The sequence below is a fragment of the Streptomyces sp. NPDC028298 genome (assembly GCF_055565895.1).
Map to the genome: position 1 here is coordinate 82309 of NZ_JBVHTL010000009.1, position 19322 is coordinate 101630.

Annotated in this window: 14 protein-coding genes and 1 tRNA gene; 5 read left to right on the top strand and 10 right to left on the bottom strand. The window is 71.8% G+C overall.

Annotation, left to right across the window (positions count from 1 at the left end; all coding sequences use genetic code 11):
• Positions 1 to 74: 74 nt before the first annotated feature.
• The 3 genes from ACZ4TO_RS33160 to pgsA are packed head-to-tail and all read right to left on the bottom strand — an operon-like array spanning position 75 to position 2901.
• Complete coding sequence (locus tag ACZ4TO_RS33160; RefSeq protein WP_382788876.1) at positions 75 to 1235, bottom strand: glycosyltransferase family 4 protein; 1161 nt, start codon at positions 1233 to 1235, stop codon at positions 75 to 77.
• Positions 1232 to 2182: a phosphatidylinositol mannoside acyltransferase gene (locus ACZ4TO_RS33165; RefSeq protein WP_382788879.1), complete on the bottom strand. Its 951-nt coding sequence runs from the start codon at positions 2180 to 2182 to the stop codon at positions 1232 to 1234. Before ACZ4TO_RS33165 ends, ACZ4TO_RS33160 begins: the two co-directional genes overlap by 4 nt.
• A complete protein-coding gene (pgsA, locus tag ACZ4TO_RS33170) occupies positions 2179 to 2901 on the bottom strand; it encodes a phosphatidylinositol phosphate synthase (RefSeq protein ID WP_382789580.1) in 723 nt (240 codons plus the stop codon). Before pgsA ends, ACZ4TO_RS33165 begins: the two co-directional genes overlap by 4 nt.
• Before the next feature lie 215 nt (positions 2902 to 3116).
• Between pgsA and ACZ4TO_RS33175 the strand changes: the two genes are divergently transcribed.
• Both ACZ4TO_RS33175 and ACZ4TO_RS33180 read left to right on the top strand, forming a co-directional pair.
• Positions 3117 to 5312, top strand: coding sequence for an elongation factor G-like protein EF-G2 (locus tag ACZ4TO_RS33175; protein WP_382788882.1), 2196 nt, complete (start codon positions 3117 to 3119; stop codon positions 5310 to 5312).
• Between the two features lie 180 nt (positions 5313 to 5492).
• Positions 5493 to 7160, top strand: a complete 1668-nt coding sequence (locus tag ACZ4TO_RS33180; protein WP_468026172.1) for a hypothetical protein — start codon at positions 5493 to 5495, stop codon at positions 7158 to 7160.
• A 54-nt stretch (positions 7161 to 7214) separates the two neighbouring features.
• On the opposite strand, the gene ACZ4TO_RS33185 is transcribed toward ACZ4TO_RS33180, so the two are convergent.
• On the bottom strand, positions 7215 to 7775 hold the full coding sequence (locus ACZ4TO_RS33185; protein WP_103547824.1) for an HIT family protein: 561 nt from the start codon (positions 7773 to 7775) through the stop codon (positions 7215 to 7217).
• 67 nt (positions 7776 to 7842) lie between these two features.
• On the opposite strand from ACZ4TO_RS33185, the gene ACZ4TO_RS33190 reads away from it, so the two are divergent.
• Positions 7843 to 8499 (top strand): potassium channel family protein, encoded by a 657-nt coding sequence (locus ACZ4TO_RS33190; protein ID WP_382788889.1) that lies wholly within the window; start codon positions 7843 to 7845, stop codon positions 8497 to 8499.
• A 52-nt stretch (positions 8500 to 8551) separates the two neighbouring features.
• Here the strand turns inward: ACZ4TO_RS33190 and thrS are convergent, their stop codons facing one another.
• The 3 genes from thrS to ACZ4TO_RS33205 form a co-directional block, all read right to left on the bottom strand.
• On the bottom strand, positions 8552 to 10528 hold the full coding sequence (thrS, locus tag ACZ4TO_RS33195) for a threonine--tRNA ligase (RefSeq protein WP_382788892.1): 1977 nt from the start codon (positions 10526 to 10528) through the stop codon (positions 8552 to 8554).
• A gap of 133 nt (positions 10529 to 10661) precedes the next feature.
• Entirely contained in the window at positions 10662 to 11879 is a 1218-nt protein-coding gene (locus ACZ4TO_RS33200; protein ID WP_382788895.1) for a hypothetical protein, read from the bottom strand.
• Positions 11876 to 12442 carry a DUF4365 domain-containing protein gene (locus tag ACZ4TO_RS33205; RefSeq protein ID WP_037621207.1) on the bottom strand — a complete coding sequence of 189 codons (567 nt, stop codon included), beginning with the start codon at positions 12440 to 12442 and terminating at the stop codon, positions 11876 to 11878. Before ACZ4TO_RS33205 ends, ACZ4TO_RS33200 begins: the two co-directional genes overlap by 4 nt.
• A 170-nt stretch (positions 12443 to 12612) precedes the next feature.
• On the opposite strand from ACZ4TO_RS33205, the gene ACZ4TO_RS33210 reads away from it, so the two are divergent.
• On the top strand, positions 12613 to 13338 hold the full coding sequence (locus ACZ4TO_RS33210) for a 3'-5' exonuclease (RefSeq protein ID WP_382788898.1): 726 nt from the start codon (positions 12613 to 12615) through the stop codon (positions 13336 to 13338).
• A gap of 95 nt (positions 13339 to 13433) precedes the next feature.
• On the opposite strand, the gene ACZ4TO_RS33215 is transcribed toward ACZ4TO_RS33210, so the two are convergent.
• Both ACZ4TO_RS33215 and ACZ4TO_RS33220 read right to left on the bottom strand, forming a co-directional pair.
• Positions 13434 to 13505 (bottom strand) — tRNA-Val (locus tag ACZ4TO_RS33215).
• 39 nt (positions 13506 to 13544) lie between these two features.
• Positions 13545 to 13991 (bottom strand): SRPBCC family protein, encoded by a 447-nt coding sequence (locus tag ACZ4TO_RS33220; RefSeq protein WP_382788901.1) that lies wholly within the window; start codon positions 13989 to 13991, stop codon positions 13545 to 13547.
• A 124-nt stretch (positions 13992 to 14115) separates the two neighbouring features.
• On the opposite strand from ACZ4TO_RS33220, the gene ACZ4TO_RS33225 reads away from it, so the two are divergent.
• The gene (locus tag ACZ4TO_RS33225; protein WP_468026173.1) at positions 14116 to 16515 is read left to right on the top strand and encodes an SCO7613 C-terminal domain-containing membrane protein; all 2400 of its coding nucleotides are present in this window, start codon (positions 14116 to 14118) and stop codon (positions 16513 to 16515) included.
• A 22-nt stretch (positions 16516 to 16537) separates the two neighbouring features.
• On the opposite strand, the gene ACZ4TO_RS33230 is transcribed toward ACZ4TO_RS33225, so the two are convergent.
• Positions 16538 to 19276, bottom strand: a complete 2739-nt coding sequence (locus tag ACZ4TO_RS33230; RefSeq protein WP_468026174.1) for an exo-rhamnogalacturonan lyase family protein — start codon at positions 19274 to 19276, stop codon at positions 16538 to 16540.
• Positions 19277 to 19322: the final 46 nt, after the last annotated feature.

Sequence of the window (19322 nt, forward strand, 5' to 3'; positions counted from 1 at the left end):
TGGCTCGGCCGCAGGCCGGATCGAGGCCGGCCCGCGCTTGTCGGCCGCGGGCCCGGCCCGCCGTCCGAGAGGGGTCAGTCGCGCGCCAGGCCGAAGCGGGCCCGCAGGCCCGTGCGTTCGTCGGTGGCCACCGCGGCGGCGCCGTCGGTCACCGTCTCGTACACGGACAGGATGTCCGCCCCGACCGTGGACCAGTCGAAGCGCCGTACGTGCTCGCTCCCCCGCTCACGCAGGGCGGCCCGGCGCTCCGGGTCGGCGAGCAGGCGCAGCGCGGCGCGGGCCAGGTCGTCCGCGTCCTCGTTGGCGAACAGCTCGCCCGCCGCGCCCTGGTCGAGGACCTGGGCGAACGCGTCGAGGTCCGCGGCGAGCACGGGCGCCCCGGCGGACATGGCCTCGACCAGGATGATCCCGAAGCTCTCGCCGCCGGTGTTGGGCGCGATGTACAGGTCGACGCTGCGCAGGAAACGGGCCTTGTCCTCGTCGCTGACCATGCCGAGGAACTCCACGCGCGAACGCAGCTCGGCGGGCAGCGACTCCACGGCCTCCTTCTCGTCGCCGCGCCCGGCGACCAGCAGCCGCGTCTGGGGACGCTCGGCCAGGATCGCGGGCAGGGCCTTCATGAGCACCGGGAGGCCCTTGCGGGGCTCGTCGATGCGTCCGACGAAGCCGATGGTGTCGCCCTGCCACTCGGGCTTGGGCTTGGCGCGGGCGAAGAAGTCGACGTCGACGCCGTTCGGGATGACGACGGCGTCACCGCCGAGGTGTTCCACCAGCGTGCGCCGGGCGTACTCGCTCACGGCGATGCGCGCGCTGATCTTCTCCAGGGCGGCCTGGAGGATCGAGTACGCGGCGACCATCGCCCTGGAGCGCGGGTTCGAGGTGTGGAAGGTCGCGACGATCGGCCCCTGGGCCGCCCAGCACGTGAGCAGGCCGAGCGAGGGCGAGGACGGCTCGTGGATGTGGACCACGTCGAAGGTGCCGTCGTGCAGCCAGCGCCGCACCCGGGCCGCCGACAGGAAGCCGAAGTTCAGCCGCGCCACCGAGCCGTTGTACGGGACCGGGACCGCGCGGCCGGCCGAGACGACGTACGGGGGCAGGGGCGTGTCGTCGTCCGCGGGGGCGAGGACGGAGACCTCGTGGCCCAGACCGATGAGGTGTTCGGCCAGGTCGCGGATGTGGAACTGGACGCCGCCCGGGACGTCCCAGGAGTACGGGCAGACGATGCCGATCCTCACGAAGCCCTCTTCTCGGGATCCTGCGCGTCGGACCCCTCGCGGGGAGCCTTCCCTGCGTCGAGGTCCTTGAGCCACAGCCGCTGCAACATGTGCCAGTCCTCCGGGTGCTCGGCGATGCCGTGGGCGAAGGCGTCCGCCAGCGCCTGTGTCATGACAGACGTCTTCTCGGCCCGGCTGCCTGACGCGGGGACCTCGACGGGCGGATGCACCTGGCCGCGCATCACGGGAGAGTCGTCGTACCAGAGCGTGACCGGCAGGAGGAGCGCGCCGGTCTGCTGGGCGAGCAGGGCCGGCCCCGCGGGCATCCGGGTCGTCTCGCCGAAGAACTCCACCTCGACGCCCGAGGCGGACAGGTCCCGTTCGGCGACCAGGCAGATCAGCCCGCCGTCGCGCAGGCGCCGGGCCAGCGTGCCGAACGCGGCGCCCCCGCTGTGCGGCAGGACCTCCATGCCGAGGCCCTCGCGGTAGGCGACGAAACGGTCGTACAGCGATTCGGGCTTGAGGCGCTCGGCGACGGTCGTGAACGGCGTCCGGAGCCCGGTGGTGACCCAGGCGCCCGCGAGATCCCAGTTCGCCATGTGCGGAAGGGCCAGGATGACGCCCCGGTCGGAGGCGATCCCCTCGGTGAGGTGGTGGACGTCCTTGGGTTCGAACCCGTTCGTCACCCGCTCCTCGCTCCAGGCGGGAAGCCGGAACGACTCCATCCAGTAGCGCAGGTACGAGCGCATGCCGGCCCGGGAGAGCTCCGCGAGCCGCTGCGGTGTCGCGTCCGGCACCACGCGCGCGTAGTTGCTCTCCAGGCGCTGGACGCCCTTGCCGCGCCGCTTCCACGCGATGTCGGCGATCGTGCGGCCGAGGCCCACGGCGACCGGCTCGGGAAGCTTTTTGACGACGCTCCAGCCCATGGCGTAGGCGCCGTCGACCAGCCTGTCGCGCAGGCTGGTCACGAGGTGGCCTCGGTGTTCTGGGCGGCGACCTCGGCGTCCGCCTCGGCTGCCTCCCGGCGCACGGTGACGACGCGCTGGATCAGCGTGACGAGGCTGCCGACGGCGACGATCCACAGCGCGATGGGCAGCAGCACCTGGATGCCGGGCACACCGAACGTGTGCAGACCCGCCAGACCGGCCGCGACCAGCGAGATCACCAGCCGCTCCGCGCGCTCGACGAGACCGTTGACCGCGACCGGCAGACCGATCGACTCACCGCGTGCCTTGGTGTACGACACCACCTGGCCACTGGCGAGGCAGAAGATCGACACGGCGCACAGGACGTTGTCGTCGCCGTTGCCCGCGTACCAGAGCGCGAAGCCGCCGAAGATCGCGCCGTCGGCGACGCGGTCGAGCGTGGAGTCCAGGAAGGCACCCCAGCGGCTGGAGCGGCCGAGCTGGCGCGCCATGTTCCCGTCGACCAGGTCGGAGAACACGAAGAGCGTGATGACGATCGTTCCCCAGAAGAACTCTCCCCGGGGAAAGAAGACCAGCGCGCCCGCCATGACGCCGGCGGTGCCCAGGAGGGTGACCGTGTCGGGGCTCACCCCCCGGCGGACGAGAAACGCGGCGAACGGTGTGAGGACACGCGTGAAGAATGCACGCGCGTACTTGTTCAGCATGGCCTTCCCGAGGGTCGGTGTCGCCGGGCGGCCCCTGCTGGCCGTCGGCTGGCCCATCGTAGTCACGCGTGCGCTTGTGCGATGGCCGGGCACCCGCCCCCCGTGTCACGACGCGATGCCGCCGGTGTCACGGCGCGATCGCGTCCCTTGTATGGACGCACAGTGACGCGAGTGCAAAGCTCGAAGGACCGCGGGCGTCACCGGAGCCGCCGCACGCGGCCCCGGCATGTCCCGCGCCCACAGAGACCTCACCGTGCACGGGAGGCAAGGCCATGGGCGACAAGGCGAACACACACCCCGGAGCCGCCGGCAGGGCTACGGCGGCCGACCACCCCGCGTCCGTACGGAATGTGGTGCTGGTCGGCCACAGCGGATCGGGCAAGACGACATTGGTGGAGGCTCTCGCGCTGACGGCGGGAGCGGTGAACCGGGCGGGCCGCGTGGAGGACGGCGGCACCGTCTCGGACTACGACGAGATCGAGCACCGGCAGCAGCGTTCGGTGCAGCTCTCCCTGGTGCCCGTCGACTGGGACGGGTTCAAGATCAACCTTCTCGACACCCCCGGATACGCCGACTTCGTCGGCGAACTGAGGGCCGGTCTGCGAGCGGCGGACGCGGCCCTCTTCGTCGTCTCGGCCTCGGACGGGGTGGACGGCTCGACCCGGATGCTGTGGGAGGAGTGCGCCGCCGTCGGGATGCCGCGGGCCATCGTGGTCACCCATCTCGAATCGGCCAGGTCGGACTTCGAGGAGATGACCGCGACCTGCGCCGAGGCGTTCGGCGGGGACGACCCCGACGCCGTACTCCCGCTCTACCTCCCGCTGCACGGCGCCGCCGGGCCGGACGGGCACGCGCCCGTCACCGGCCTGATCGGCCTGCTCACCCAGCAGTTGTTCGACTACTCCTCCGGGGAGCGCAAGGAGGCGGATCCGGGGCCCGAGCAGCAGACGCTCATCGAGACGGCCCGCAACCGGCTGATCGAGGGGATCATCGCCGAGAGCGAGGACGAGACCCTCATGGACCGCTACCTCGGCGGCGAGAAGATCGACCTCAAGACACTCGTGCAGGACCTGGAACGGGCCGTGGCCCGCGGGAGCTTCTTCCCGGTGCTGGCCGCCGCGCCCGCCGCCGACGGAGCCCGGCAGGGCCTCGGCACGGTCGAGCTCCTCGAACTGATCACGGGCGGCTTCCCCACCCCGCTGGAGAGCCCGGCGCCCGCCGTGACCACACCGGACGGCGCGCCCCGCGAGGTGAAGGCCTGCGACCCGGACGGTCCGCTGGTCGCGGAGGTCGTGAAGACCGCGTCCGACCCGTACGTGGGCCGGGTCTCCCTGGTCCGCGTCTTCTCCGGGACCCTCCGCCCCGACGCGACGGTGCACGTCTCCGGGCACGGGCTGACCGACCGCGGGCACGAGGACCACGACGTCGACGAACGCGTCGGCGCCCTGTCCGCGCCGTTCGGCAAACAGCAGCGCGCCCTCACCCACTGCATCGCGGGCGACCTCGCCAGTGTGGCGAAGCTGAGCCGGGCCGAGACCGGGGACACCCTCTCGGCCAAGGACGACCCGCTGCTGATGGAGCCGTGGCAGATGCCCGACCCGCTGCTCCCGCTCGCCATCGAGGCGCACAGCAAGGCGGACGAGGACAAGCTCTCCCAGGGGCTCGGACGGCTGGTGGCCGAGGACCCCACGATGCGTCTGGAGCAGAACCAGAACACCCATCAGGTCGTCCTGTGGTGCCTGGGCGAGGCGCACGCGGACGTGGCCCTGGAGCGGCTGCGCAACCGCTACGGCGTGCAGGTCGACGTGGTCCCGCACAAGGTGTCCCTGCGCGAGACGTTCGCCGGACCGGCCACCGGGCGCGGCCGCCACGTCAAACAGTCCGGCGGGCACGGCCAGTTCGCGATCTGCGAGATCGAGGTCGAACCGCTGCCCAACGGCTCGGGCATCGAGTTCGTGGACAAGGTCGTCGGCGGCGCCGTGCCCCGGCAGTTCATCCCCTCGGTCGAGAAGGGGGTGCGCGCCCAGGCGGCCAAGGGCGTGGTCGCCGGCTATCCGCTCATCGACGTACGGGTCACGCTGAGGGACGGCAAGGCGCACTCGGTGGACTCCTCCGACGCCGCGTTCCAGACGGCGGGCGCGCTCGCCCTGCGCGAGGCGGCCCGCGAGGCGACCATCCATCTCCTGGAACCGGTGGCGGAGGTGACCGTCCTGGTCGGCGACGACTACGTGGGCCCGGTGATGAGCGACCTGTCGGGACGGCGCGGCCGGGTGGTCGGCACCGAGCAGGCGGCCGGCGGGCGCACGCTGGTGCGCGCCGAGGTGCCCGAGATCGAGATCGGGCGGTACGCCGTCGATCTGCGGTCCGTCTCGCACGGCACCGCGCGCTTCGACCGCTCCTACGCGCGGCACGAACCCATGCCCCAGCACATCGCCGAACGGCTTCGCGAACAGGAAGCGGGTACCTGAGGACCGGGGTTGCCCCGGGCACTCCCGCGGGGGGTTTCATCCGTCGGTGGGCGGCTTCGGCCGTCCGCCGACGAATGTCGGCCGCGGCCGATACTCTGAGAACTGATCAAGACGAAGACCTGATCAACAGGTGTGCGGGACACCGAAGTCGGGAAGGCCGCAGGAGCGGGTGCGGCGGCGATGGGGGCGGAAGTGGCGTTCGACGGTTTCGATTTCACTCCCGGGGCGCAGGTGCCGCTCACGGGCTCCGCGGGGCAGACGGCGGCGACGTTCGCCCTGGCCTCGGCCGCGTACCGCGACAGCCCGATGGAGGAGATCCTCAAGGCCGACAACGAATGGCACCAGTCCACGGTGAAGGCCGGCCGGCTCAAGCTGTTCACGCCGAATCTCGGCGAGGCCTTCTCGGGTGCCGTCACGGCCCGCATGCTGGGCAAGGGCCGCGCCCCGCTGATCCAGTCGTTCGGCACCGAGCCGCAGGTCGTCGTCGAGCACTGTCTCGCGGCCACCAACATCCGCCGGGAGCGCGACAATTGGCTCTCCGCCGTCATGGTGCTCTGCGGACTGCTGTTCCTGCCGGGCCTGCTGGTGTGGCTGATGGTCTTTCAGATCCGCACGCAGATCGCCAAGCGCGCGGACAAGCGCGGTTCCGCGCTCGGCACGACGCTCCTGTTCGCGGTCGGCGCGCTGGCCGTCCTCTTCCTCGTCCGCATGCCGTTCACCGGCTTCTGGGCCTGGTACGCGCGTGCCGCGGTGATCCTGCCGGTCGTGGGCTGGCTGTGGGCGAAGCGGATCTGCGAGCGCACCGCGAGGGATCTGCGGGAGCGCTGGGACAGCCTGCTGTCGGGCGGCGGCATCGGCGCCAAGATTCCCGAGGCGGTTCCCGGCAGCCCCGGTGAGACGGCCGCGGAGCAACTGCGCCAGTCGCTCGCCCGGCTCACCGCGGAGCAGCAGTCCAACTCGGTCTTCTACGCGGGCCCCAAGGGCATACTCGGCATGGGCACCCGCTGGGGGAGCTGGCAGCTCGCCGAGGACCTGGTGGCGCTGGACGAGAAGAAGGAGATCCATCCGTTCCGGAGCTGGGACGTCATCCGCAACATCCACGACCAGTTGCGCATGCTGGAGCGCGGCCCGCTCAACACCGGTGGTTTCCCGGCGCCTTCGATAAAGCACTGGATCGTCACCCCGATCGGCGAGAACGCGAAGGCGGTGTCCCGGCCGGGCGGCACCGACGTGGACGCGTACACGATCAAGTCGCACGCGGTGCAGGACATCTGCAACAAGCAGCAGTTCGGCAGCGGGGACCGGCACTATCTCGGGGTCCAGTGGACCCTCTGGGACGGCCAGTTGATCATCACGATGATGATCACGGTGACCGTGCTGCACCAGACGCTGCGCATCGAGGTGACCGGGCACGCGCTGGGTCCGGTGAACCCGCTGTTCACCAGCAAGCCGGAGGCTCCCACCAAGGAGGTCGCGAAGGCCGTCAAGTTCTGGGAGACCCGCAAGGTGAACCTGCCGCTGGTCACCGCGGACGAGGTCGTGCGGCTCGCGGCGCGGGCACCGCTCACCTGGTATCCGCCGCTGCTGAACTGGATCGGCGGGAGTCTGGCGCTGCCCGAGCCCTTCGGGCTGCGGCACGCCTGGGCCGATCAGCCGTGGCGGCACCGGTTCATGGCGGACGACGCGCTGCGGGCGGCGACGCCGGTGCTCCGCGTGGTGCACACGGCCGCGATCAAGGTCCTCGAGGAGAACGGCGTCGACACGGAGAAGTTCGGCAACCGCTCGTCGTTCCTCAGCACGGCGGTGCAGGATCCCTCACCGCGCAAGGCCGACCTGTACGACGCGTAGCGGCGGGCCGCCGAGCACGGACGGGGCGCCCGGCAGGGGCGCCCCGGACCCGGGCTACGCGGTGGGCCAGGCCTCCGCCAGCATCTTGCGGGTGTCCGCGAGGAGCTGCGGCAGGACCTTGGTGTGCCCGACGACGGGCATGAAATTGGTGTCGCCGCCCCAGCGGGGCACGATGTGCTGGTGCAGATGGGCGGCGATGCCGGCACCCGCGACCGTCCCCTGGTTCATGCCGATGTTGAAGCCGTGGGCGCCTGAGGCGGTGCGCAGGGCGGTCATGGCCTGCTTGGTCAGCTCACCGAGTTCGGCGGTCTCGGGCCCCGTGAGGTCCGTGTAGTCGGCGACGTGCCGGTAGGGCACGACCATCAGGTGCCCGCCGTTGTACGGGTAGAGGTTGAGCACGGCGTACACGTGCTCCCCGCGCCTGACGATCAGCCCGTCCTCGTCGGACTTGGCCGGTATCGAGCAGAACGGACAACCGTCGTCGGCCCCCGGGCCGGTGGGCTTGTTCTCGCCCTGGATGTAAGCCATCCGGTGGGGCGTCCAAAGGCGCTGGAACGCGTCCTGCGTTCCCACTCCGATCTGCTGCTCCGGCTCACTCGTCATGTGTTGCAGCATATTGCTTCGCCCGTTCGCGGCGTGTCGGCGGGTGCCGGGCAAAGGAGCCTGCGGCCAAGCTGTGGCCATGGACGACGACAGCCCGATGACCCGCTGGGAGCGCCGCACGGAGGTACCGCTGGCGATCGGGTCGCTGCTGTTCCTCGCCGGGTACGCGGTGCACGTCCTGGGACACGGACTTCCCGCGTGGGTGCGCGAGGCCTGCGTCTCGCTGGTCCTGGCCATCTGGGCGGTGTTCCTCGTCGACTACCTGGTGCGCTGGCGGCTGAGCGGGCAGGGCCGCAGGTTCGTCCGGCGGCACCTGCTGGACACCGTGGTGCTCGTCCTGCCGCTGCTGCGGCCGCTGCGGGTCGTCAAGCTCTACGACTCGGTGCTGCGGCGCCGCGGGGAGCCCCGGCTCCCGCTGTACTCACGGGTGATCTTCTACGCGAGCATCTCGGTCCTGCTGCTCGGCTTCTCGGGTGCCCTCGCCGTCTACCAGGCCGAGTACCGGGCGCCGAACGCGACGATCGTCACCTTCGGCGACTCGGTGTGGTGGGCCGCCTCCACGCTCGCGACCGTCGGGTACGGGGATGTGACGCCGGTGACGCCCCGAGGGCGGACGATCGCCGTCGCCATGATGGCGTGCGGTCTCGGGCTGCTCGGCGCGGTGACGGGGTCGTTCTCCTCGTGGCTGCTGCAGCGGTTCTCGCGCGAGGGCGACGAGAAGCCCCCGGGAAGCTAGCTTCCCGGGGGCTGAGGTCTCGGCCGAGCCGCGGCGACCCGATCCGTCCGGATCAGATCTGGGCGCGCTCCTCGACGACCTTCGCGATCTTGGCGATGGCCTCGGCGAGCGGGATGCCGTTCTCCTGGGAGCCGTCGCGGTAGCGGAAGGAGACGGCGCCGGCCGCCATGTCCTCGTCGCCCGCGATGACCATGAAGGGCACCTTCTGCTTCTGGGCGTTGCGGATCTTCTTCTGCATCCGGTCCGAGGACGCGTCGACCTCGACGCGCAGGCCCTGCTTCTTGGCCTCGGCGGCGAACTTCTGGAGGTACTCCACGTGCGCGTCGCCGATCGGGATGCCGATCGCCTGGACGGGCGCCAGCCACGCCGGGAACGCGCCCGCATAGTGCTCCAGCAGCACGGCGAAGAAGCGCTCGATGGAGCCGAAGAGCGCGCGGTGGATCATGACCGGGCGCTGCTTGGAGCCGTCGGGGCCGGTGTACTCCAGGTCGAAGCGCTCGGGCAGGTTGAAGTCGAGCTGCACGGTCGACATCTGCCAGGTGCGGCCGATGGCGTCCTTGGCCTGCACGGAGATCTTCGGGCCGTAGAAGGCGGCGCCGCCCGGGTCCGGGACCAGCGGGAGACCCTGCTTCTCGGCGACCTGGCGCAGCGTCTCGGTGGCCTCTTCCCAGATCTCGTCCGAGCCGACGAACTTCTCCGGGTCCTTGGTGGACAGCTCCAGGTAGAAGTCGGTGAGGCCGTAGTCGCGCAGGAGGTTCAGGACGAAGGTGAGCGTCTTGTCGAGCTCGTCCGCCATCTGCTCCTTGGTGCAGTAGATGTGCGCGTCGTCCTGCGTGAAGCCCCGGGCACGGGTCAGGCCGTGCACGACGCCCGACTTCTCGTACCGGTACACGGTGCCGAACTCGAACAGGCGCAGCGGCAGTTCACGGTACGAGCGGCCGCGCGCGTCGAAGATCAGGTTGTGCATCGGGCAGTTCATGGGCTTGAGGTAGTAGTCCACGCCCTCGTCGAGCTGCATGGGCGGGTACATGCCGTCGGCGTACCAGTCCAGGTGGCCCGAGGTCTCGAAGAGCTTCCCCTTGGTGGCGTGCGGGGTGTAGACGAACTCGTAGCCCTCCTCCTCGTGCCGGCGGCGCGAGTAGTCCTCCATGACCCGGCGGATGATGCCGCCCTTGGGGTGGAAGACGGCGAGGCCGGAGCCGATCTGGTCCGGGATGGAGAACAGGTCCAGCTCGTTGCCCAGCTTGCGGTGGTCGCGCTTCTCGGCCTCGGCGAGGAAGTCCAGGTGCGCCTTCAGCTCCTCCTTGGAGGGCCAGGCGGTGCCGTAGATGCGCTGGAGCATCGGGTTCTTCTCGCTGCCGCGCCAGTACGCGGCGGCGTTGCGCATCAGCTTGAACGCCGGGATGTTGCGGGTGGTGGGCAGGTGGGGACCGCGGCAGAGGTCCTTCCAGCACAGCTCGCCGGTCTTGGCGTCGAGGTTGTCGTAGATGGTCAGCTCGCCGCCGCCCACCTCGACGTCCGCGCCGTCGTCCGAGGACGCGGAGCCCTTGATGCCGATGAGCTCCAGCTTGTACGGCTCGGCCGCGAGCTCCTCGCGGGCGTCCTCGTCGGTGACGACGCGGCGGGAGAAGCGCTGGCCGCGCCGCTGGATCTCCTGCATCTTCTTCTCGACGGCCTTGAGGTCCTCGGGCGTGAAGGGCCTCTCCACGTCGAAGTCGTAGTAGAAGCCGTCCTTGACCGGCGGGCCGATGCCCAGCTTGGCCTCGGGGAAGAGCTCCTGCACGGCCTGGGCCATGACGTGCGCGGTGGAGTGGCGCAGGATGTTCAGGCCGTCCTCGGAGGAGATCTCGACCGGCTCGACCTCCTCGCCGTCCCGCACCTCGTACGCGAGGTCCTTCAGCTCGCCCGCGACCCGGGCCGCGACGACGGTGCGCTCGCCGGCGAAGAGCTCGGCGGCCGTAGTGCCCGTCGTCACCACACGTTCTTCCCGCTCGGAATCGCGTTGGATGATCACACGGACGTCTGACACCGGTCTCTCCTGACTGAAGGGGTCCACACCACATACGGGATGGCATGGCAATGCCCCGAATCCTACCGAGCCCGGGGTCCCCTCCGCGAAACGGTTGTGGACAGGGCGTCCCGGGCCGCCCCGGACGCGGGCCTCAGTCCTCGGTGCAGGCCTCCTCGAAGAAGTCCAGATTCTCCTGGAGCGACTTCATCAGCCGGTCCCGTTCGGCCTCGTCCACCTGGACGGGTACGACGCCGGTGGCGTCCGTGAGCCTGCGGAAGCCGCCCCGGCTCTCCAGCCGGCCGTGGACCCGTACGGGCAGCCCGACCAGGTGGGCCTGGCCCGCTATCCGGTACGCCTCCTCGTCGAGGGTCATCCGCACATGCGGGACCTCGGCGCCGGCGATGACCCGCAGCCGTACCGTGCCGGCCCCGCGCGCACCCGACCTGCGCATCCGGACCACGGCACCGGTGAGCCGTACCGGCACGGACGGCTCCTCGCGCAGATAGCGGGCCCCGGCCTCGCGCAGGACGGGCAGGTCGCCGGGCGAGAACTCGACGGGCTCGGCGGGGTTCGCGCCGCCCTCGGGGACGCCCGCGGCGGGTGACCACTCGACGGTGATGCGGGCGCCCTCGGTGCCCCGGACGAGGGCCACCAGGGCTTCCATCAGTTCATGGCTGACGCCCGCCTCGACGGCGGCGTCGAAGGCGTCCATGCCGCCGGTGGCCCGCTGATAGTCGATGGCCTCGCGGGCCGCGCACAGCGCCTCGTGCAGCCGTACGGCGAGCGGCCGGCCGGAGGTGACGGGAACGAAGGCGGTGAGGCCCCGCCCGCCCGGTTCCGCGCCGACCAGGACGTTCTCCAGGGAGGCGGTGGCCGCCCTGCGGTGGCGGGCGCCGTAGTAGCCGGCACGCGCGCGTGCCGCGAGCGCCCCGGCGAGCAGCATCTGGCGGGCGGCGCCGCGGGTCTGTTCCTCGACCGTCCAGGGCGCCGCGCCCACGGGACCGGTCGGCACGTCCCGCCACCAGCGGATCTCGTCGCTGGGCACGGCGAGGGCGACGAGCACGTCCCGCGCGGCCGGGGAGCCGTTGCGGGAGAGGGCGACGAGGGCCTCGCCGAGGAGGTCGTCGCTGTCGGGGAAGGCCCGGTTCTCCGGCACCAGCAGGCTGGTGCCGCCGCCCCCGGGCCCCGGTGGGGTCCACCTGCCGTACCGCCCGGCCGCTCCCCCGCGGCGCTGCCAGCCGTGCCGCCGCAGCAGCGCGCCGAGCACGGCCGGGTCCACCTGGTCGGGAGCCGGCGGATCGTTCCAGAAGGCTTCGGCGGGGTGGGGCCTGACCGGCCGGAGCGCCTCGTCGATGGGGCGGTGTGTCATGGTCTGCCTCCCGTCCCGACCCGCGTCATGATCTCGCACAGGGCGCGGTCGTCGAAGATCCGGGCCGTCGGGATGCGGACGGTGGTCCGGCGCCGGCCCGTGATGGCGTGTCCGGCGAGGTTGATCCAGTAGCAGCAGTGCCGCAGGTCGAGCCGGTCGTGGCTGGCACGCAGCCAGTCGTCCTGGGATCTGGGCACGAGCATCACGACCAGGATCTTGTGCACCGAGACCGGGGTGCGCGCGAGCTTCGCCAGGTGCTCGTTGTCGAGCGTGAAGGAGAAGGCGGGCCCCGGGGGGTTGGGCGGGATCTGGTACGTGCACTTGAGCTGCACCTTGATGGTGACTTCGTCGTCGACCGTGTGCCCGGGGGCGCTGTGGCTGACGTGCCAGTCGATGCCGTTGTCGGGAAACGGCTGGGACAGTGAACAGCCCGCGGCCGCCGCGACGGCGTGCAAGTAGCCCACCTGCAAGGTCTCCATGCAGGCGGTGGTGGCGAGTGAGCCGCGATGGGGTGCCGTCCGCTGGGGCAGCAGCCCGCCCCGTTCGGGCTGCGCGAGTGCCATGAGTCCAACAGCCTTCCAGGCTTGATGTATCCCCGCGACGGGTCGCTGAACTGCAAAGACCCGTACCTCTGTTGTCTCCTTCCGGCGTACGGCGCAAACGGGCCGGGTATCACCAAACGGGCAGAAGACGGTACGTCAGCTGCCGTGGGTGAACGAGGAGTTGTGTACGTATGACGTGCTGGTACGAGGGCCCTTTGGCCGCGTTCGACACGGAGACCACGGGCGTGGACGTCGAGACCGACAGGATCGTGTCGGCCGCCGTCGTCGTCCAGGACGCCCCGGGTGCCCGTCCGCGGGTGACCCGATGGCTGGTGAACCCTGGAGTGCCGGTGCCCGCGGGGGCGACGGCGGTGCACGGGCTCACGGACGAACATCTGCAGCGCAACGGCCGCTGGCCGTCGCCCGTCATGGAGGAGATAGCAAGGGAGCTGAGTGAACAGGCCGCGGCCGGCCGGCCGCTGGTGGTGATGAACGCCCCGTTCGATCTGACGCTGCTGGACCGGGAGTTGCGCAGGCATCGGGCCTCGTCCCTCGACCGCTGGTTCGAGTCGACGTCGCTGCGCGTGCTCGACCCGCGCGTCCTCGACAAGCATCTCGACCGCTACCGCAAGGGCCGCCGCACCTTGACGGATCTGTGCGCGCACTACGAGGTGCCGCTGGAGGGCGCGCACGACGCGGCGGCCGACGCACTGGCCTCGATGGAGGTCGTCCGTGCGGTGGGGCGCCGTTTCTCGGCCCGTCTCGAGCGGCTGTCGCCGTCCGAGCTGCACACGCTCCAGGCGGTGTGGCACGCGGCGCAGGCGCGCGGGCTGCAGGCCTGGTTCGCGCGCAGCGGTTCACCGGAGGCGGTGGATCCGGCGTGGCCGCTGCGCCCGGACCTGGCAGCGGCGGCCTGACCGGGCACGGTCCGAACGGACATGACCCGACCGGGCGCGTCGGCGTCCGCACAACGAAAAACCGGTCCGTCGATGACGGACCGGTCTTCTCCGGGTGGGCGATACTGGGTTCGAACCAGTGACCTCTTCGGTGTGAACGAAGCGCTCTCCCACTGAGCTAATCGCCCGGGAACGGACTGAACAATACAGGTCCCGGCGGGTGCGGTTCAAACCGTTGTGAGGTGGGACCTCAGTCCGCGCTCGCCCGCGCGCATCATCAGGGCGTGGTTGGCGCGGAAGAAGGGGCGTCCCGGCACGGCGAGCCGCCGCAGCAGGGGCGTGGTGACGTGCACTTCCTGGTCGTACCGGGCGCGGGTTCCCGGGCCGGCCGCGTCGAAGCTCCAGCGTGCCCAGCCGTCGAGATCACCCGACATGCCGATCTCCAGGACGCCCTCCGCCGGGTCCCGGCGGGCCGCGTGCGCGGTGATGGTGATGTCGTACGGCAGGACCGAGCGGATACGGATGACGCCGCTGTGCTCGTCGACGGGGGTCACCTCGCGCACCTGGGGCCACCAGAGCGGGTAGGTCTCGGCCTGTTCGAGGACCGCGTACACGTCCGGCGGCGGCGCGGGCAACTCCCACACAGTGTGGAAGCGGTAGTGGGTCCAGTCCATGGCCCGAGTGTCCCCCGGCGGCGCGGGTGCCGGAAGTACCGGCCTCGTGCGTCCGCGGATCTGAGTACGGCGTGAGTACGCGCGCTCATGCCGCCCGGCGTGACCCGGACCACACTCTCGAACCATGACCCAGTTCCCGTCCCCGGCCGACGAGTTGCGGCTCCTGGACACCGAGTTGCGGCAACTCGACGCGCGCCGCGCCGTGTTGCTGACCCGACGCGCCTGGCTGGTCCACGCGCTCCAGGCGGCGCCCGTACGAACCGCTTCGCCGGTGCCCGGTGCCCGGCGGCCCGAGACCACCGCGCCCGGAGTACAGAACGTGCTCCTGCTCCTCGGCGGCGTCCTGCTGGCGGTCGCCGCCGTCGCGTTCACCCTGGTCGGCTGGGGCCACCTGGGGATCACGGGCCGCTCCCTCGTGCTCGGCGCGGTGACGCTGGCCGCGCTCGGCGCTCCCGTGCCCCTGCTGCGGCGCGGACTGCGCTCGACGGCCGAGGCGCTCGCGGGCACCGGTCTCGTCCTGACCGTCCTGGACGCGTACGCCCTGTACGCGGTGGCGCTCCCCGGCACGGACGGTGTCGGGTACGCGGCGCTCGCCTCGGCGGTGCTGGCCGTGGTGTGGGCCGCGTACGGCCTCGCGCTCGGCGCGCCGCTCAGGCCGGCCGGCCCCGCCGCACGTCCCTCGCTGCGGCTGCCGCTGCCCGCCGCCGTGGTCGCCGCGCAGTCGCCGCTGCTGCTGTGGGCGGTGGCCGCCTCCGCCGGTGCGTACGCGATCACGGCCGCGCTGCTGGTCACGGCGGCGCTCGACACGGTGCTCGCCCTGCGTGTGCCCCTGCGTTCCGTCCGTGCCGTGGCCGCCGTCGGGGCCTACGGCCTGGGCGGCTGGGGCACGTTCGCGGCCGGCTGGCTGTCCTGGACGTCCGCCGGTCCGAGCGCCGCCGTCCGTGCGGCGGCGCTCCTCCTCCTCGCCGCCTCGATCGCCGTGACTGCGGCGTGGGGCGCCCCGAAGCCGGGCCTCGGCACGCACACCGCGACGGGCATCGCGACGGCCGGGGGTCTGACCGGCGTGGTCGCGTTCGGCGGGCTGCTGCGCACGTCCCTGCCGGACGAGTGGACGGTCCCCGGTCATCTGGCCTGCGCCGTCGCCCTCCTCGCCGTCGCCGGAGCGGGCCTTCCCGCGCCGGTGCGCCGCGGGATCGCCCTGGCCTCCGGCTGCGTGGGGGCGCTCGCCATGGCCTGGGCCCTGCCCGTCGTGGCGATCACCCTGCTGGGCCCGGCCGGCCGGGCCGGCTCCGCCTGGTCCGGTGCTCCCGCCGACGCGCGGGACGCGGTGACGTACGGCCTGCCCTGGCCCGCCGACGCGGTCACGGCGCCGCTCGTGCTCGCGCTCGTCGCCGCGGTCCTGGCGGTGGCCGTCCGCGCCGCCGCCTGGCGTCCGTACGCCCTGGCCGGTGCGCTGACCCTGGCGTGGGCGACGGTGTTCGTGCTCCCTGCGACCCTCGAACTCCCCTACGCGGCCGCGCTGTCCGTCCACGGACTCATCACGGCGGGCCTGCTCGGGTACGCCCGCCGGACCGGCCCCCGGCTGACGGCGCTCGTGCTCGCCCTGATCACCTCCCTCGGTCTCGCCTTCCTCGCGCTGGCCTCCGAGACCGCGACCCTGACGGTGCTCGCCGCGCTGACCGCGCTGTTCGCGGCGGCGGCCCCGCGACCCGGCCTCGCCCCGGTGGCGGCGCCCGCAGCGCTCGGGTACGCGACAGCGCTCGCCTGCGCGGCCGGCGCCTCCCTCGGCCTCCAGCCCCAGCACACGGCCCTGCTCGTGCTGGCCGTGCCCGTGGCCGCCGCGCTGCTCGCCGCGCGCACCGAGGACGTGCCGACGACCGTGTCGATCGAGATCACCGGTGCCCTCGCCGGGCTGCTCGCCGTCGCGCTCGCGGTGGCCGAACCCGCCCTGCTGGCCACGATTCTGGCCCTGTGCGGACTGATCGCCGCGGGCACGGCCGTACGGAAGGACCGGCGCTCCGTCGGACACGCGGCGGCCGTGCTGTTCGTGCTGGCCTCCTGGGTGCGGCTCGCGTCCTGGGGCGTCGGCTCCCCGGAGGCGTACACCCTGCCGGTGACGGTTCCGGCCCTGTTCCTGGGCGCGTTCAGGCGCCGCTCGGACAACTCGGTGTCGTCGTGGACGGCGTACGCGCCGGGTCTGTCCGTGACCCTCGTGCCGAGCCTGTTCGCGGCCTGGGGCGACGGCCAGTGGCCGCGTCCGCTGCTGCTGGGCGCGGCGGCGCTCGCCGTCACCCTGCTGGGTGCCCGGCACCGGCTCCAGGCCCCGCTGGTGCTGGGCGGCGCGGTGCTCGTCCTGGACGCCCTGCACGAACTCGCCCCGTACATCGTGCAGGTGGTGGACGCGCTTCCGCGCTGGACGCCTCCCGCACTCGCCGGCCTGCTGCTGCTCGGGCTCGGCGCCACCTACGAGCAGCGGATCCGTGACGCGCGGCGGGTGCGGGAGGTGCTGGGGCGGATGGACTAGCGGCGGGTCACCCGGGGACCGGTCACGAGGGCATCCGGTCCCCGAGGAGTGCCAGGTTCTCGATGGCGGCGAGGCCGTAGAGCGCCGTGTCGTTCGTGTAGACCCAGGAGGCCTCGCTGCCCGGCACCAGCGTGACCGGGCCGCTCAGTTCCTCCGTCCTCCAGGGCGCGGACTCGCCGTAGCCGTCCGAGTCGTAGAACTTCGCCCAGGCGCGGGCGGCGAGTCGGGCGTCGTCCGTCTGGACGGCGGCGTACGCGTCGAGGCGTGAATGGCCCTGGAAGAGCAGCAGGGTGCCGAAGTTGCTGCCGTAGCGGGCGGCCTGCTCGGCCTTGGTGGCGTTGAAGTAGCGGCAGTAGTCGAGGTACGCCTCCTTGAAGGCGGGCATGTCGACGAGGTCGATGAGTTCGGCGCACAGCTCGTTCAGGCCGAAGACGGCGGACAGGTGCGATACGCCGACCACCGGCGCGCCGGCGACGGCGAACCGGCCGGTGTCGAGGTCGTACAGTCCCGAGCCCTGGACGAAACCGTTGGGCTGCGCGGCGATGGTCTCCATCGTCGACAGCACCCGCGCCCTGGCCTTCTCCCACTGCGGCCCCTTGCGCTCCCACTCGGTCAGCCACGCCGAGACGAGCCCGCTCCAGTCCGTGCCGAAGCCGATCGACAGCGCGTGCCGGTCCGGTGTGTACGGCTCGGTGCGGACCTTGCGGTTCGGGTCGAGGACGAGGAAGGTCTCGTCGGAGTCGACGTTGGCGCGCATGAGGTCGCCGACGCGTTCGTCGGCGGTGAGGAAGTAGTAGTAGCGCCGGTAGGTGGTGTTGGCGATGCGCTGCTGCTTGGCGCTGTCGGCGTAGTGCTGCACCCCGTGCCGGGTGCCGAGGCCCGCCCACCGGCCGAGGTGGTAGACGTCGACCTCGCCGGTGTGCCGGGTCATCGCCTCGGCGAAGCGGAAGATGTCCGCCCGTCCGCTGCGCAGATAGGCGAACCACAGCCACAGGTCCGGTGACAGTTCGGAGTTGTCCCAGGCGTAGCCGCCGACGTCGTAGCGCCATTGGTGCCTGACCGGGTCGTAGGAGTGCATGATGTCGCCGTAGTCCCAGAAGCCGTACCACCGGCGCATCTCCACCTGGTCCTTGTAGTAGGTGAAGAGGAAGTCGAGGTGGTCCTCGATCCTCGCCTTGGCGGGCGTCGAACGGTCGGGTTCGGAGTAGAGACCCGGGCCGAAGACCTTCGCCTTGATCAGCTGCCGGGGCGGCGCCGCGAGTTGCGGCAGCACCCGGAGGGCGCCGATCTGTTCGGCGAGCCGCTCGGGCGTGGGGGTCGACTCGTCGGCCCAGAAGAGCAGTTCGGAGGTGCGGGCGATGCCGTACGGGGTGCCGAAGCCCGGCTCGTAGTCCTCGTAGGTGATGTTGAGGCCTTCGAGCTGTTCCGCGTACGTGTCCTGGCCCATGCCGTCGTGGTAGAAGCGCAGGTCCATGGGCTGCGCCTCGGGCGACCAGAGCCAGAGGGTGACCTCGGCCTCGTCGGTGTGGGCGCCCCGGATGTCGAGCTGGGCGGGGAACTTCTCCCAGAAGTCCCGCAGCCCGAAGGAGAGTCCGCCGCTCGGGCCGCCGACGTAGCCGAAGCCGGAGGCACGCCGGCCGCCGCCCGCGGCGATCCAGCCGTGTCCCTTCCCGGTGCGCTTGCGCACGGTGAAGCCGTCGGCGGAGAGCTGGGAGAGGGTGTAGTCGCCCCACTGGGGGATGTACGGGAGCCGGGTGGTGACCCGCTGGTCCCAGGTGGACGGGTCGGCGAGCGTCTCGCCGGCGAACTGGGCCGCCTGGACGGTGGCTCCGGGGTCGCGGCGCAGTCCGGTGACGCCCTGGACGGCCTCGCGCAGCAGACCCGTGCCGTCGCCGCCGACGCGGATGTGCCGGTCGTAGGCGGCGTCCCGCATCGGCACGGTGAAGCGGACGCCGAGCCCGCCCACGAAGTCGCCGCTGCTCTTCCCGGGTTCCTGTTTCCCGTCGAAGGTGATCGTGTGGACCATGCGGAAGGAGTCGGCGCCCGCGTAGAAGTACAGACGGACCGAGAAGGGCAGCCAACTCCGCTCCCCCTTGCGGTGCTTGCCGTCGACACGGACGACGGCCCGGACCGGGCCGTCCTGTTCGACCGTGGTCGCGGAGATCACGCTCTCGAAGCGCTCCGACTTCACGGTGCCCTGGTCCTCGTCCTCGATCTCCGGCCGGCGGATGAGGACGAGGCGGCCGTTCCCGGCGATCTCGGTCGTGCCGCGCGTCACGGACTTGACCAGCGCCGAGCCGGTCGTGCCGATCTTCGCGGTGATGACCCCGGTCGACACCGAGACGGCCCCGCCGCTCGTGGTGACGGTGACCTTCCGCTCCGGCGCGGCGGCCTCCCCCGCGGTCAGCGTGAGCGGTCCGGTGTCCGAACTCATCGCGTGGGCGGTCCACTTGAGGGAGCCGTCCGGCCAGTGGGCGAGGGGCCAGGACTGCACGGGCACGGGGGTGCCGTCGGCGTCCGTGAGCGCGAACGTCTGGTCCGGCCGGTACGCGCCCCTGGGCCAGGGCACGCCGACGGTGGAGCCCGGGGCGGCGCCGAGACCGCCGTCCTCCAGCCAGTCGAGGCGGACCGGGTCCGCGTCGGCGGCCCGCGCTTCCGAGGCGGCCCGCGCGTCCGGGGTTCCGAGAACCCAGCCGGCGTGCGTGGCGGCTCCGGCGACGGCGGCCGCCTTGAGCAGGGACCTGCGGGGGATGGGTGACATGGCCTTTCCTTTCCTTACGGGATGGTCAGGGGCATGACATTCATGA

Excerpts from the sequence above, each read along its gene's own strand:
- ACZ4TO_RS33220 (WP_382788901.1), bottom strand. The coding sequence starts at position 13,991 with ATGGACTGGACCCACTACCGCTTCCACACTGTGTGGGAGTTGCCCGCG.
- ACZ4TO_RS33225 (WP_468026173.1), top strand. The coding sequence starts at position 14,116 with ATGACCCAGTTCCCGTCCCCGGCCGACGAGTTGCGGCTCCTGGACACC.
- ACZ4TO_RS33210 (WP_382788898.1), top strand. The coding sequence starts at position 12,613 with ATGACGTGCTGGTACGAGGGCCCTTTGGCCGCGTTCGACACGGAGACC.
- ACZ4TO_RS33185 (WP_103547824.1), bottom strand. The coding sequence starts at position 7,775 with ATGCTGCAACACATGACGAGTGAGCCGGAGCAGCAGATCGGAGTGGGA.
- ACZ4TO_RS33230 (WP_468026174.1), bottom strand. The coding sequence starts at position 19,276 with ATGTCACCCATCCCCCGCAGGTCCCTGCTCAAGGCGGCCGCCGTCGCC.
- ACZ4TO_RS33205 (WP_037621207.1), bottom strand. The coding sequence starts at position 12,442 with ATGGCACTCGCGCAGCCCGAACGGGGCGGGCTGCTGCCCCAGCGGACG.
- ACZ4TO_RS33200 (WP_382788895.1), bottom strand. The coding sequence starts at position 11,879 with ATGACACACCGCCCCATCGACGAGGCGCTCCGGCCGGTCAGGCCCCAC.
- ACZ4TO_RS33180 (WP_468026172.1), top strand. The coding sequence starts at position 5,493 with ATGGGGGCGGAAGTGGCGTTCGACGGTTTCGATTTCACTCCCGGGGCG.
- pgsA (WP_382789580.1), bottom strand. The coding sequence starts at position 2,901 with ATGGGCCAGCCGACGGCCAGCAGGGGCCGCCCGGCGACACCGACCCTC.
- ACZ4TO_RS33190 (WP_382788889.1), top strand. The coding sequence starts at position 7,843 with ATGGACGACGACAGCCCGATGACCCGCTGGGAGCGCCGCACGGAGGTA.
- ACZ4TO_RS33175 (WP_382788882.1), top strand. The coding sequence starts at position 3,117 with ATGGGCGACAAGGCGAACACACACCCCGGAGCCGCCGGCAGGGCTACG.